Source organism: Terriglobia bacterium (assembly GCA_020073205.1).
In the GTDB taxonomy this organism is placed as follows: domain Bacteria; phylum Acidobacteriota; class Polarisedimenticolia; order Polarisedimenticolales; family JAIQFR01; genus JAIQFR01.
In genome coordinates this window covers 1-13643 of record JAIQFR010000005.1, presented here as the reverse complement: position 1 = coordinate 13643, position 13643 = coordinate 1, and the positions used below count along the sequence as shown (strand labels likewise).

Here is a 13643-nt window from a genome sequence, read left to right as displayed (position 1 = left end):
TCCTGCCGGAGCGCGCGCGCGGTCAGTGCACCTGCGTGGACCCGCCGGCGACCCGGGACACGGTCTCGACGAGCGATCGGAGATCGTACGGCTTGCCCAGGACCGGATTCCCGGCGGTGTCGAGAAACTGACTCGTCCCGTCGCTGCCCGCGTCGCCGGTGGAGAACACGACGCGGCGCGCCAGCTCGGGGTGTGACTTCCTCAGCACCTCGTAAAACGTCTGGCCGTCCATCCCGGGCATCTTCATGTCCACTAGCAGCACGTCGAAACGCCTCTGCGCGACGAGCCTGAGCGCTTCCGAGCCCTCCTTCGCCGAGCTCACCGTCCACCCCTGCGCCTCGAGGACGTCACGGACCAGGTCCGCGATGGGCTCCTCGTCGTCCACCACGAGGAGCGCCCCCCCGGCGAATGCCAGCGGGGCAGGGGCCGGGGTGACCGCCGCCTTCTCTTGCGCCTCGTGCGCTCCGGGGGTCGCCGGGATCTCGACCACGAACGACGCCCCCTCACCGTCGCGGCTCTCCACGTCGATCGTCCCCCCGTGCTCCTGGACGATCCCGTAGCAGATCGACAGACCGAGCCCCGTGCCCTGGCCGACCTCCTTCGTGGTGAAGAACGGGAGGAAGACCTTCCCGAGATTGTCCGACGAGATGCCGTGGCCGTTGTCCGAGACCACCACGCGGATCCGACCGTCGTGCTCCCGCGTCTCGACGACCAGACGCCCGCGCCGGGGAACGTGCTTGACGGCGTGCTCGGCGTTCGTCAGCAGGTTGAGGAACACCTGTTGGATCTGGTGCCGGTCCACCACGACGCTGGGGAGTCCCGGGCTCAGGCGCCGGACCAGCTCCACGTTGCTCACGTGCAGCTCGTACGCTCGGAGATCCAGCACCTGGTCCAGCACCTCGTTGATGTCGGTCGGCTGCTTTTCCGACTTGTGCTTGCGGGAGAACGTGAGGAGGTTCTGGACGATCCGACCGGCGCGCTCGGCCTCCGATGCCACTCTGCCCAGCATCCTCCGGCGCTCGGCGTCCGGCTCGCTCGAAAGGAGGAGCTGGGTGTAACCCACCACGGACGTCAGCGGGTTGTTGAGCTCGTGGGCGACCCCGGAGACCAGCATCCCCAGCGCCGACATCTTCTCGGTCTGGAGGAGCTGGGTCTGGACCTGCTTGAGGTCGGCGACGAGTTGCGCGTTCGAGAGGGCCATGTCCACGAACCGGACGAGCGTCTCGAGCCGGCGGACGTCGTCGTCGTCGAAGGACCGTCGCCCCGTGCCGTGGAACAGGATCAGCACGCCTGCGTGCTGTCCGAGAATCTGGAGCGGGGCCGCCATGATGCCGCTCGCGTCGAGACGGCGGATCTCCGGCCACGCCGAGGGGCTCGCGTCGAGTGCCGCGAGGCGCAGAATCCTGCCGTCCGCGAGGGGGTCAGAGCCGAGTCCCTCCAGGGAGAGCGTGGAGGGCGGGTCGCCCGTGATGCCGTGGGTGGCGAGCACGCGCAGCCGCCGGGTGCCGTCGTCCAGGATCGCGAGGATCGCCCCGGACGAGCGGAGCGCCTCGGTCGCGACCCTCACCACCGCGCTGCGAAGACGCTCCGCGTCCAGCTCCGCGCCGATCTCGAGGCCGAGATCCTGGAGGGAGCGGAGCTCCGCTTCACGAGCCTCCAGCTCCTTCTCTCGGCGGCTCAGGAGGACGAGGAGCAGCATCGTGAGCCAGACGGGGAGCACACCGAGCAGCGAGAGCCACGGCCTGACCCACCAGAGCACCGCCATTCCGAGCCCGGACGCGATGCAGGAGATCTCGTTCAGGATCCCGCTCCGAGTGCCGAAGTCGAGCCTCAGGAGGGGGCGGCGGCTGGCAAGGCTCACGATCACATGGGTGAGCGTGTGATTGATCGTGAAGAAGACCAGGAGCGACGAGAGCGCCGCGAACAGGGTCGCGGGCTCGACGCCGTCGAGCACGCGGAAGCCCGGCCGCAGGAGGCCCCTGACCTCCACCGCCGCCCAGAGCGAGAAGCTGAGCTGTCCCGTGTTGAAGAGCGCGGTCAGGACCCGACGTCGGTTGAAGATCCAGTCCGCGGCGTTCACGACGACCAGGACGATGCAGGTGGCTCCCGGATCGGCGAGGAAGAACAGCGCGTAGACGAACGACGTGCCGATCTGGTGGACGATGGTGCTGGGCAGGTACCCCTGGTAGCTGACCGAGAGGGCGGTCGCCAGGACCCCCAGCACGCCGAAGAGGAGGACCGGCCAAGGGTTCCACGTCGAGGGGTCGAATCCGACGAGGAGGCGCACGCCAGCGACGAGGCCGGCGACGATCACCACCCACGCGAAGGACTTGGCTCCGGCGCTCAGCTGGCCCAGGGTGCGCGCCTCCTTCCATGCACCGGAAGCCGAAGGGCTCCCCCGCAAAAGATAGTACCTCGACTCCAAACTAGCTCGTGCGGAGGCCCTCGGGCATCCACGAGAACTGCCTCGGCCCCGGCTCCTTCCCCGTCGGGACCGCCCTCGAAGTGACTTGGTCCCGGATCCGTTCTACACTTCGATCCCTCCGGAGGTGAACGTCATGGCGGACGGTCCGACCATCACCGGGACCACGATCCTCACGCTGCGCAGGGACGGCCGGGTGGCGATGGGGGGCGATGGCCAGGTCACCCTGGACCGGACCATCGTGAAGCAGGGGGCGCGGAAGGTCCGCACGCTCGCCGGCGGGACCGTCCTGGCGGGCTTCGCGGGCGGCGCCGCGGACGCCATCGCTCTCCTGACGCGCTTCGAGGAGAAGCTCTCGGCCCACGGGGGCCAGATCGAGCGGGCGTCCGTGGAGCTGGTTCGAGACTGGAGGACCGACCGGGCGCTCCGAAGGCTCGAAGCGATGCTCGTGGTGGCCGATCTGAAGCGAACGTTCTTGCTCTCCGGGACCGGCGACCTAATCGAGCCCGACGACGGCGTACTCGGCATCGGGAGCGGCTCGGTGGCCGCGATGGCGGCCGCGCGCGCGTTGCTCCTGCACACGGCGCTCGACGCGCGGGCGGTCGTGACCGAGGCGCTCCGGATCGCCGCCGGCCTCGACCTCTACACCAACGACCAGCTGGTGGTCGAGGAGGTCTGAGCGTGGTGTTCTACATGCCCGGCCGTGTCGAGACGCCACAGGAATCCGGCGCCGGGCTCCTCCCGCGGCAGATCGTCGCGGAGCTGGACCGGTTCATCGTGGGCCAGGCCCGGGCGAAGCGGGCGGTGGCGATCGCGCTCCGGAACCGCATGCGGAGACGGAAGCTCCCGCCGGAGGTCGCCGAGGAAGTCGTGCCGAAGAACATCCTGATGATCGGACCGACGGGGGTCGGCAAGACCGAGATCGCGCGCCGGCTGGCCCGGCTCGCGGGCTCGCCGTTCCTCAAGGTCGAGGCTTCGAAGTTCACCGAGGTGGGGTACGTCGGGCGCGACGTCGAGTCGATGGTGAGGGATCTCGTCGAAATCGCGCTCGACATGGTCCGTCAGGAGCGGCGCGAGCAGGTGAGGGCGCAGGCGAGGCAGTCGGCCGAGAGCAGGCTCGTGGACCTGCTGCTCGCGCAGGGGGAATCCGACCCGCGGGCCGGGGAGGGGCCGCCGCCGCAGCGCGGGGAGGCGGGCTCGCGAGAGTTGAGGAGGTCCGTCCTCGAGCGCGAGCTTCAGTCGGGGGGCCTCGAATCGCGCCCGGTGGAGCTGGAGGTGACGGCGCCGGCGCCGGCGGCATTCAAGATCTTCTCCCAGGCGGGCATGGAGGAGCTCGACATGAATCTCCGGGACATGCTCCCGGGGCTTTTCCAGGGCAAATCGCGCACGAGCCGCCTGACGGTCGCCCAGGCGAGGGAGATCCTCTGCCGCGAGGAGGAGGAGAAGCTCGTCGATCCCGACCAGACCGAGCGCGAGGCGATCCGGCGGGTCGAAGAGGAGGGGATCCTGTTCATCGACGAGCTCGACAAGATCGCCGGTCGCGAGGGCGGGCAGGGGCCCGACGTTTCGAGGGAGGGCGTCCAGCGCGATCTCCTCCCGATCGTCGAGGGCACGCTGGTCAGCACCAAGCACGGAATGGTCCGGACGGATCACGTGCTGTTCATCGCCGCCGGGGCGTTCCACGTCTCGAAGCCGTCGGACTTGATTCCCGAGCTCCAGGGACGATTTCCGATCCGCGTCGAGCTGGATTCGCTCGGGCGCGCCGAGCTGGTGAGGATCCTCACGGAGCCGGAGAGCTCGCTGGTCCGTCAGTATCAGGCGCTGCTGGGGACCGAGGGGATCGAGCTGGTCTTCACCCCCGACGGCATCTCGGCGGTCGCCGAGGTCGCGGAGGAGGTCAACCGGCGGACGGAGAACATCGGCGCGCGGAGACTGCACACGGTGATGGAGCGTGTGCTCGAAGACGTGTCGTTCGCGGGCGCGGAGACCGAGGAACGCCGGGTGGTCGTCGACGCGTCGTACGTCCGGCATCGGGTCGCCGATATCGCGAGCGACACCGACCTGTCGCGCTTCATCCTCTGACCCACCGATGCGCAGGTTCCTTCCCGCCGCCGGCGCGCTCGCGCTCCTCGTGATCATCGGGGCCGGGTGCGGGAAGAAGGGAGCGCTCAGGCCCCCCGAGCCGCGGGGGCCGACTCCGCCCAGGGAAGTGGCGGCGCGCCAGATCGGGGAGGCGATCGACATCTCGTTCGTCGTGCCGGCGCCGCGAGGCCCCCGACCGTCGCAGCAGCCGATTCTGGCGGAGCTGGTCCGAGTCGCGTACGGCCCGGGGGTTCGTCCCCCGCAGGACCCGGACGCGTTCCGGCGGGCGGGGGTCATCGTCGCGAAGCTCGAGGGGGATCCACTCGGCTCGGGCGGCCGCCTCGCCGCGAAGGACGCGTCCTGGAGGGACCTCGCGGGGACGGGTGTGAACTGGACACTGCGCTACGCCGTCCGGGTGCGGGACCGCAGGGGGCGGCCGTCTCCCCTCGTGGTGGCCCCCGATCTGGTTCCCGTGGCGCCGCCTCCGGCCCCCACCGCTCTGCGCGCCGAGGCGACCGCGGACGGGGTCCGTCTAAGTTGGGAGCCGCCGAAGGAGGAGGGCACGCCAAAGTACAACGTCTACCGGGCCGAGCGCGACCAACCCTTCGGAGACAAGCCGTTGCAGCTCGAGCCGGTGACGTCCGCGGAGTACCTCGATTCCGGGGTGGTGCTGGGCAAGTCGTACCGTTACGCGGTCCGGACCGCGGTGTCCGACGGCGCGCCCTTTCGCGAGAGCGAGTCGTCTCCCGAGGTCGAGGTGCGCGCGGAGGACCGGTTCCCGCCTGCGGCGCCCACGGGAATGGTCGCCGTTCAGGAAGGGCAAGCCGTCCGCCTGTTCTGGAATCCGAACCAGGAGCGGGACTTGGCGGGATACCGTGTTTCGCGCCGGAACGAGACCGGCGCGTGGCAGAGGATCGGTCCGGACCTCGGGGTCGAGCCGTTCCTGCTCGACCCCGAAGTGCGACCGGGGGACCGCGTCTCCTATCGGGTGACCGCGGTGGACCGCGCGGGCAACGAGAGCCCTCCTTCCGAGACCGTTGCCGTGGACGTGGTGAAGGACACCGGGGCCGCCCCGGAGAGCGGACGATGATCGCCGGCATGCGGATCGTCAAGATGTCCGGGGCGGGCAACGATTTCGTGGTCATCGGCGCGCGCGAGGCGGAGGCGCTCGGGGACGGGCTCGCGTCGTGGGCCCGTCGAGTGTGCCGCCGGGGCCTCTCGGTCGGCGCGGATGGCGTCCTCGTGGTCACGCCGTCCTCGGCCGGCAGGATCCGCGTCGTGTTCGTCAACCCGGACGGCGTCCCCGCGTTCTGCGGAAACGGCTGCCGCTGCGCTGCGCGGTTCGCCGTGCTCGAGAGCCTCGTCCACGAGACCCTGGTCCTCGAGACCTCGGTGGGCGACGTCCCGGCCCGGATTCTCGGCGATCGCGTCCGACTGGTCCTTCCTCCCCCCCGCGCCGGGCGGACGCTCGAGCTCGACGTCTCGGGCACGATCGTCGGCGGACGGGAGGTGCTCTCCGGAGTTCCCCATTTCGTCGTGCCGGTGGTGGACGTGGCTTGCGCCCCGCTCGAGGCATGGGGGCCCGCGCTCCGCCTCCACCCGCAATTCGGCACCGAAGGGACCAACGTCGACGTCATGGGGCGCCGGCACGACGGTATCGCCGTGCGAACGTGGGAGCGCGGCGTCGAGGGGGAGACGCTCGCCTGCGGAAGCGGTGCCGTTGCCGCGGCCCACGCCGCGAGGCTCCTCGGCTGGACCGGGGATTCGGTGCGGGTGTCGCCTCGGAGCGGGATCCCGCTTCTCGTGGAACTGCCGGGGCCGAAGGACGCGCCGGAGGCGGCGATCCTCGAGGGGGACGCGCGTGTGGTCTTCGAGGGCACCTTAGCGCACGAGGCGACCCTGGGGTTCGAGGGGTGAGCGCCTCGCGAGCACGTAGGATCGCCGACTGGATCCTCGGACTGACGCTCATTGCGGTGGGAGTCGTCGCGGGGTTCCTTCCTCTCATCCAGGGGTGGGTCCTCGTCCTCGCGGGACTCGCGATCCTGAGCGGCCACAGCCGATTCGCGCGCGCGATCCTCGATCGCCTGAAACGGGCCGGCCGCGGCGTCAGGGACGGGATCGTCCGTCGCCGGCCGGGTCGATGATTTCCCCGCGGCGCTCTCGAGGGATCACGAAATGCTGTGCCTTCGCCGGAACTCCTGGACCTCCCGCACCGCCTGCTCGATCAGCGCACGGAGCGTCGGCCGAGGAACCTCCGGGCCGAACTGGCTGGCGAGGTCGGGCGATTCCATGATCCGATCCGGCATGATCCCGGGGGCGAGCCGGTCGACGAACGCCTGTTGAACCTGGCCTCGAATCCACGCCACCGCGTCACGGGTCCGCCGCATCTCCAGGGTGTCTTCCGCCGGGCCTCTGAGGGTCACCACGATCTTCGGCCGCTCCTCGAGAAGGCCGTTCAGGACGTCGATCCAGTTGCCGAGATCCCCGCCCTTGATCCAGAGCGCGCGCGACGGAAACAGGAGATCTCCGATCGCGATCACCCCCGAGTCGGGGACCCACACCACGAGGTCGCCGACGGAATGGGCCGGCATCTTCGGGAGCGGGAAGACCCGCACGAGGTGCTTCGTGTCGTCGAGGAGGAGGGTCCCGACCGGGATCACCGTCGGAATTCGCCGCTTCGGCTCCTTGAAGTCGTTCCCCCCTCTAGCTCTCGCCTCCGCGCCGAAATCGTAGCCGGCGTCCGCGATCGCGTCGTGGCAACCCTGGGAGGCGATCACGGCGGTCTCGAGAGGGAATGCGGACGCCCCTCCGGCCGCATCGGCGTGGGGGTGCGAGAGGACGAGATAGCGCACCGGCTTGGGAGTGATCCGCGCGACCGCCCGGAGCAACTCCTCGGCGGCCGCGGGCGACGGCTGCGCGTCCACGACGAGCAAGCCGTCGTCTCGCTCGACCACGAGGGAGTTCGTCCGCTCCGATCCGGCGTCGGCCGGCCGGAAGAGGTAGATCCCGTCGGCCAGCGTGTCCACGGCGAAGCGACCGATCCGCCTCTCGTCGGCCGAGGCCGCCGGCGCCATGAACGAGAGGACCGTCGTCGTCACCACGATGCCGAGCATGCGTTGCATGAGATCCTCCGGGAAACGTGCGGACTCACAGGATAGTTTATCCGCGCCCGAAGGCCGCGGCATCCTCCGCTCCGCCTTTCGTGGCCCGTCGCCCGGGCATCTCGGCGGCGAGCATCCCCGCGAGGACGAGCAGGGAGCCCACGAGAGCGGCGCCGCGGAGCTTCTCGCCGGTCACCAGGTTCGAGCAGAGCGCGGCGAACACCGGCTCCAGGGTGAGAATCACGGCGGCGCGTGTGGGGGGGGTGCGCTGCTGCGACCAGTTCTGCGCGAGGAGAGCACCGAGCGTGGCGAGCAACGCCATCGAGGCGACCGCCCCCCAACCCGCCGCGCTCCGGGGCATGAGGACCGGCTCGAGCGCGAAGGCCGCCGGCCAAGCCAGCGCCGCCACGACCGCGAGCTCCACGGCGAGGAGCCGAAGCGGTCCGATCGCCGCGGTGAACCGATCCACCGCGAGGATCTGGAGCGCGAAGGCGGCCGCGCAGGCGACGAGCAGGAGATCGCCGCGCGAGGGGCCCCCGCCGCCGATGCCCGTCATCGTGGCGAGCCCGCCCGCGGCCAGCGCGACTCCCGCGAGCGAGAGGGGTGGAGGAACGCGACGGTAGATCGCGACCTGAAGCACCGGGACCATCACGACGCCGAGGCCCGTGAGGAACGCCGCGCGGGCCGGTCCCTCGGTCGTCAGTCCCTCGGTCTGGGTCGCGAAGCCGAGGAACAGGCAGATGCCGACGGCGGCGCCCGCGCCGACCTCGCGCCGGGACGGCAGCCCGCCACGCCACACCACGAACGGGCCCAGGAGAAGCGCCGCGACGCTGAACCGCAACGCCACGAAGGCCAGCGGAGAAACCTCGGCGAGCGCCTCGCGCACGATCACGAAGCTCGTGCCCCAGACCGCGGTCGCCAGCAGGAGCGCGGCGTCCGCGGCCACCCTAGATCGCGTGAAGGGGGGCCGCGCTCCCACGATCCTCCGACGAGCCTCGGGGCTCACCTCGCGCCCAGCCCCTCGGAGTAGGCGATCCGGTACAGCCGGACGTTGGCGAGGATGCGCTTCACGTACCCGCGGGTATCGGGGATCGGGATACGCTCCACGTAGCGCTCCCCGTCGGGGTCGTCTCCTGAAGCCGTCCAGCGGACGGCCCTCGAGGCGCCGGCGTTGTACGCCGCCAGCGCGACGGGAAGCGATCCGAGCCGGGTCAGGAGGTCCCGGAAGTAGGCACAGCCCAGCCTGAGATTCGTCTCGGGCTCGAACAACCGATCGGCTCGGAATCCCGCCAATCCGATTCGCCGAGCGACCTCCTCGCCGGTCGCGGGCATGAGCTGGAGGAGTCCGCGGGCTCCGGCGGAGGAGAGCGCGAGGGGGTTGAACGCGCTCTCCTGGAGGACCACGGCGGCGACCAGCGCCGGGTCGAGCCCCGACGCGCGGGCGATTCCGGCGAGCCGCTCCGGATCCTGCGCCGGCACGACGAGACGAGCCTCTCGGAGCGTTAGCCCCGCGAGGTTGGCGGAATCCCGATCCTTGACGGCCAGGAGCACGAGCTGGACCGCGTCTCCATCCGCTCCCTCCGAGAGCGCCGCGTCCGCCGCCTCCAGCGCCACGGAGCGCGAGCGTGGCCCCGCCGCACCGGCCGCGGCGCGGTAGGCGGCGGAGGCCGCTTCCCAGAGCTTGATCGAACGCAGCGACCTCGCCGCGACGAGCCAGCGTCGCGACACCGGGGACGTCGGATCCGGCGACGGGGGCACCGGTCGGTCGGCGAGCCGGGGCGGTGCGACGCCGAGCCGACGAGCCGCCAGCATCCCGTAGTAGTGGTTCGGCCATCGCGCGACGATTTCCTGGTACTGGCTTCGCGAGTCGGCGCTCCGGCCCGCCTGCTCCTCTCGGCGGCCCGCCCAGTAGAGCGCTGCGGCGCGGATCCCGTCCGGCGCGTCGCGCCGGTCCAACACGCGGCGCATTCCTGCGTCGGCCTGATCGGCATGCCCCAGGTCGTACGCGTTCCACGCCTCGCGCCACAGGAGGCTCGGCTCCGCCGCGCTCCCGGCCACGTCGCGATAACGCCGGTACGCCCGGAGCGCAGTTTCCGACGGCCGCCCCTCCTCGATCCGGGCGAGGTCGGCCAGCGCCTGGAGCCGCCATCTGGATGCACCGGCGGCCGAAGCCAGTCCTTCGAGGCCGGCGCGGTACGCACCGCCACGCCCCCGCGCGAGGTCGAGTTTCGCGCGCAGATACCGGGCGCCGGCGGCACTCTCCGCGTCACCTCGCGCCGCGCGGATCACGAACGCCTCCGCCTCCGGGTCGCGACCGAGCTTTACGAGCAGGTCCGCCTCGAGGAGCGCCTCGTCCGCGGTAAGGGCGGCGGGTCCGGCACCCTTGGGACGCAGGGCCTCGACCAGATCGAGGGCGGCCTGGGCTCGCCCGGCGTCCCTGGTGCGGCGCGCGGCGCGGAGCGCGAGCGATCGCTCCGCCGGGAGGAATCTCGACCCTGCGTCCGGGAACTCGGTCAGGAGCGTGTCGAGAGCGCGCTCCGAGTCGTCGCCCGGTGAAGCTTCGAGGAGGATCGCGGTCAGGCGCCGCCTCGCCCCCTGGCGATCCGCGTGGCGGAGCGCGATGCGCGCGGCCTCGAAACGCAGCGCCGGGCTTCCGGCGCGGTCGAGCACCGCCGCCGCCTCCCGGTCGCGCCCGCATCCCTCCAGCGCCGCCGCCTGGCATCGGAGGGCCTCCTCCCGGCCGGGAAATCCCTCCACGGCCGCCGCCCTTCCCGCCACCGCGAGGGCGTCGTTCCACCGCCCGATGGCCAGGAGACCGCGGGCCCGGAGAAGATCGACGTGGGCCGCAAGCGGCTCGCCCGGATCGAGCGGGGACGGGAGGATCGACGGGATTTCCGCGGCGCGTCCGCGCGACGCCAGGCTCCAGGCCGCCAGCACGCGCGCCCGGGGCTCCCAAGCGGGAGCGCGATAGGTGCGCAGGAATCGCCGAACGTCTTCCTCGGCCTCCCGCGGCTTCCCCGCTCCGTACCGCGCGATCGCCCGCTCGATCGGTGGGGGCGGATGGGTAGAATCGTCCCACCTACGCGGCCGAGTCCACCACCAGAGCGACGCTCCCGCCGCCACGAGGACGATCGCGGCGACCATCAGCGAGCGCGGGCGCCAGGCTCGAAGAACCATCGGTCGCCGATGTTAGCGGCACGGGCGGCGAAGGTCCACCGCGCGGCCGCGCCCGCGGGGCGCGCGAGGCGCCGGATCAGGCCTGGGGCGCCTCTTCGGGACCCTGCTCCTCGGCTTCGGGCATCGGCAACAGATCCGCGTCGCCTCCCGCCAGGATCTCGACGTACGCCTCGTGCAGGACGACCCTGCCAGGCGTGCCGAGATCGGGGAAGCGGCGCTCGAAGGCTTCCCGGCCCCTCTCGATCTGCTCCTCGAGGCGCCGGAACAGGTCCCGGTCGCGCCGCCCGAGCACCACCGCCTCCTCGTTGTAGAGCCGGATGTCCGTTGCGACGAGTTTTGCGAAACGGCGCGCTTCCTCGCGCCGCAAGTCGTCCGGCGGGGTCGCTGGATGGCCGAGCCACGGCGCGATCGAGGATTCCGCCGGCGTGACGGGAGCGGCGAGTCGCTCCGGGGCGGGAGGTCCGGAAGGAGCCGTGAGGGCGGGAACGCCGTCCGACGTATGAGGCGTGGCGGCGCCTTGGAGCTTCCTCAGGGTGAGGTCCAGCTCGAGCCTCAGGCGAGCGGCCGTCGTCAGGATCCCGAGCGCCGCCGGAAACCAGGGCTCCTCGCCCGGCGCGCGCTGAGCGACCAAGACGCCGATGGTCCGCGTGCCGGCGCGAAGCGGAATCCCCCGCGTCTCGGCGGCGGGAGGCTGTCCGAACTCGGGCAGAGCATCGGCGGGCAGCGGCACGCCGCCGCCCTCCCCTTCGGGTCGCACGAGATGGTCGAGCGGTCCGTCCCCCGCGACCACGCGGACCTGGCGCAGACGCTCCGACGCTTCCCGCGCGTACCCCGAGGCGCCCCAGCCCTTCCAGCACCCGTCCCGGGAGAGGAAGACCGCGGACCGGGGCACGAACAACCGGGAGGCGTCGAGGAGGCGCCGGAAGACCTCCGCGGGTCGCACCGCGTCGGCGAGGGATGCGACCTTTCGGTGGAGGGTCTCGAGGGTCGGGCTGTCCTCATCGGGATCGAGGCTCATCGCGCACACGTCCTTCGCTAGAGCTGGAGGTCCGGGTGGCCGAGCATCGGGACGAACTCCGCGAAGCCCGGAAGGAGCTGGCGTAACTCGGGCGCGAGGCCGAGCGCCCGGGCGAGCGACTCGCGGGCTCGGTCGGTCTCGCCGCGGCGGGCGAGCACCGACGCGAGATTGAGGTGGTACGTGGCTTGGTACGGCGCGAGCGAGACCGCCCTGTCGTAGGCGTTCGTCGCCCGGGCGAGTTCGCCGCGCTCCTCCAGAACGTTGCCGAGGTTGTTCCATGAGAGGTCGTACGACGGCTTGATCCGCAGCGCGTGCTCGAAGCACTCCGTCGCCTCGACGAGGCATCCCTGCTGCGCGAGCGCGTTGCCCAGATTGTTCCAGACCTCGTGGTCCCCGTCGCCGCCCCTGAGCGCCGATCGGAACGCCTCGACCGCTTCGTCGAAACGGCCCATCTCGAGACAGGTGTTCCCGAGGTTGTACCAGACCTCGTAGTCGTCGGGGAGCAGGCCGGCCGCTCGGCGGTATCCCTCCGCGGCCTCCACGAGACGGCCGCTCGAGGCCTGGGCGAACGCGAGGTTGTACCAGACCTGGTGCCCGTCGGGCCGGATCTCGATCGCCCGCTGGTACGCCTCGATCGCCGAATCGAGATCCGCGAGATCCACCAGGGCGTTCCCCAAGTTCGCCCAGCACTCGTACGAGCCGGGTCGGCGCGACAACGCGTGCCGATAGCACTCCACCGCCTCGTCGAGACGACCGAGGTGGACGTAGGCGTTTCCCATGTTGTTCCAGGCCTCGTACAGGCCCGGCTCGAGCCGGACCGCTTCCCGGTAGGCGGTCACCGCCTCCCCGAAGTGCCCGCAACTGTCCTCCGAATTGCCGAGGTGGAACCACGCCTCGTGCTGGTCCCGCCGGATCTCGATGGCGCGCCGGAACGATCGCGCGGCGTCGAAGTAGCGCCCCTCGATCTCGCTGGCCTTGCCGATGTTGCTCCACGCCTCGGCCAGGCCCGGATCCGACTCGAGGGCCTTCTCCCAAGACGCGATGGCCCCCTTCAGGTCGCCCTCGCCGAAGCGGCCTACACCCTCCTCGAGGAAGAGGACCGCATGGGCGGCATGGTCGGACTCCTTCGGCGACAGGCTCCGAGGCTCGCGGCCATCGATCTTCAAGGGCCGACGCGCGCTGCCTCGTCGCACCCTCGTGCCCGGCGGCAGGTCCTTTCGTTCCTCGCTCGGGCTCACTCCACCACCTTTGCCGGAGGTTGCCGGGCTCGCGGCCACTCGACCACCGATCGCTGGAGAACCCCTCGGGTGCGACGGTCGGCGCCGGTCCGGGTCCGCAGGGACCGCCCGCCAGCGCCCCCACGGCTCGTCGCTGCGCCTTCCCCCTCCTATTTACCACCAGCCCTCGCCATCGGTCAACGAAAGATGCAATACGTCCACGGTGCCCGGCCGTTCCGCCTGAAACCCGGGGCGGAGAGGGCGGGACCGTGCCGGGCCGTCGACGGCCGGGCGGCGCTCACGTTATAGTGCCCGCGGGATTCCGACGGCCGGAGGACGGGGCCGGTGCACAACCGCCAGACGCTCGCCAGGGAAGCCGAGGTGCGCGGGGTCGGTCTGCACTCCGGCGCCAAGGTCCGAATGAGGCTCCTTCCCGCCGAGGCGGGAGCGGGCATCCTCTTCTTGCGCACCGATCACCCGGAGGTCGAGATCCCTGCGACCCTCGATCACACGGGTCCGAGTTTCTACGCCACGGTCCTGCAGAAGGACGGCGTCGCGGTCAGCACGGTGGAGCATCTGATGGCGGCGCTGTACGCGCTGCAGGTGGACGATCTCCGCGTCGAGAT

General features: G+C 71.2%; 12 protein-coding genes. 6 read left to right on the top strand and 6 right to left on the bottom strand.

Translation table 11 applies throughout. From position 1 onward, the window contains the following. Positions 1–22 precede the first annotated feature (22 nt). Complete coding sequence (locus LAO51_01725; GenBank protein MBZ5637456.1) at positions 23–2425, bottom strand: response regulator; 2403 nt, start codon at positions 2423–2425, stop codon at positions 23–25. 133 nt (positions 2426–2558) lie between these two features. On the opposite strand from LAO51_01725, the gene hslV reads away from it, so the two are divergent. Genes hslV through LAO51_01700 form a run of 5 tightly spaced genes read left to right on the top strand, consistent with a single transcriptional unit; the run spans position 2559 to position 6648 of the window. Beyond that, complete coding sequence (gene hslV, locus LAO51_01720; protein ID MBZ5637455.1) at positions 2559–3101, top strand: ATP-dependent protease subunit HslV; 543 nt, start codon at positions 2559–2561, stop codon at positions 3099–3101. Positions 3102–3115: 14 nt separating this feature from the next. Then, positions 3116–4504 (top strand): ATP-dependent protease ATPase subunit HslU, encoded by a 1389-nt coding sequence (hslU, locus tag LAO51_01715; GenBank protein MBZ5637454.1) that lies wholly within the window; start codon positions 3116–3118, stop codon positions 4502–4504. A gap of 7 nt (positions 4505–4511) precedes the next feature. Further along, positions 4512–5594, top strand: a complete 1083-nt coding sequence (locus LAO51_01710; GenBank protein ID MBZ5637453.1) for a hypothetical protein — start codon at positions 4512–4514, stop codon at positions 5592–5594. Next, positions 5591–6421, top strand: a complete 831-nt coding sequence (dapF, locus tag LAO51_01705) for a diaminopimelate epimerase (protein MBZ5637452.1) — start codon at positions 5591–5593, stop codon at positions 6419–6421. Before LAO51_01710 ends, dapF begins: the two co-directional genes overlap by 4 nt. Next, complete coding sequence (locus tag LAO51_01700; protein MBZ5637451.1) at positions 6418–6648, top strand: PGPGW domain-containing protein; 231 nt, start codon at positions 6418–6420, stop codon at positions 6646–6648. The genes dapF and LAO51_01700 overlap by 4 nt, the downstream gene beginning before the upstream one ends. 24 nt (positions 6649–6672) lie before the next feature. Here LAO51_01700 and LAO51_01695 read toward each other — a convergent pair whose 3' ends face one another. The 5 genes from LAO51_01695 to LAO51_01675 all read right to left on the bottom strand — a co-directional run bounded on the left by LAO51_01695 (position 6673) and on the right by LAO51_01675 (position 12966). After that, complete coding sequence (locus LAO51_01695; GenBank protein MBZ5637450.1) at positions 6673–7626, bottom strand: MBL fold metallo-hydrolase; 954 nt, start codon at positions 7624–7626, stop codon at positions 6673–6675. 37 nt (positions 7627–7663) lie between these two features. Further along, positions 7664–8551: a DMT family transporter gene (locus LAO51_01690; protein MBZ5637449.1), complete on the bottom strand. Its 888-nt coding sequence runs from the start codon at positions 8549–8551 to the stop codon at positions 7664–7666. A gap of 56 nt (positions 8552–8607) precedes the next feature. Beyond that, positions 8608–10749, bottom strand: coding sequence for a transglycosylase SLT domain-containing protein (locus tag LAO51_01685; protein MBZ5637448.1), 2142 nt, complete (start codon positions 10747–10749; stop codon positions 8608–8610). Between the two features lie 109 nt (positions 10750–10858). Next, positions 10859–11800, bottom strand: coding sequence for a hypothetical protein (locus tag LAO51_01680; GenBank protein MBZ5637447.1), 942 nt, complete (start codon positions 11798–11800; stop codon positions 10859–10861). A 17-nt stretch (positions 11801–11817) separates the two neighbouring features. Then, on the bottom strand, positions 11818–12966 hold the full coding sequence (locus tag LAO51_01675) for a tetratricopeptide repeat protein (protein ID MBZ5637446.1): 1149 nt from the start codon (positions 12964–12966) through the stop codon (positions 11818–11820). A 396-nt stretch (positions 12967–13362) separates the two neighbouring features. Between LAO51_01675 and LAO51_01670 the strand changes: the two genes are divergently transcribed. Continuing rightward, positions 13363–13643: UDP-3-O-acyl-N-acetylglucosamine deacetylase (locus LAO51_01670; protein ID MBZ5637445.1), on the top strand; the 281-nt coding region annotated here is incomplete at its 3' end.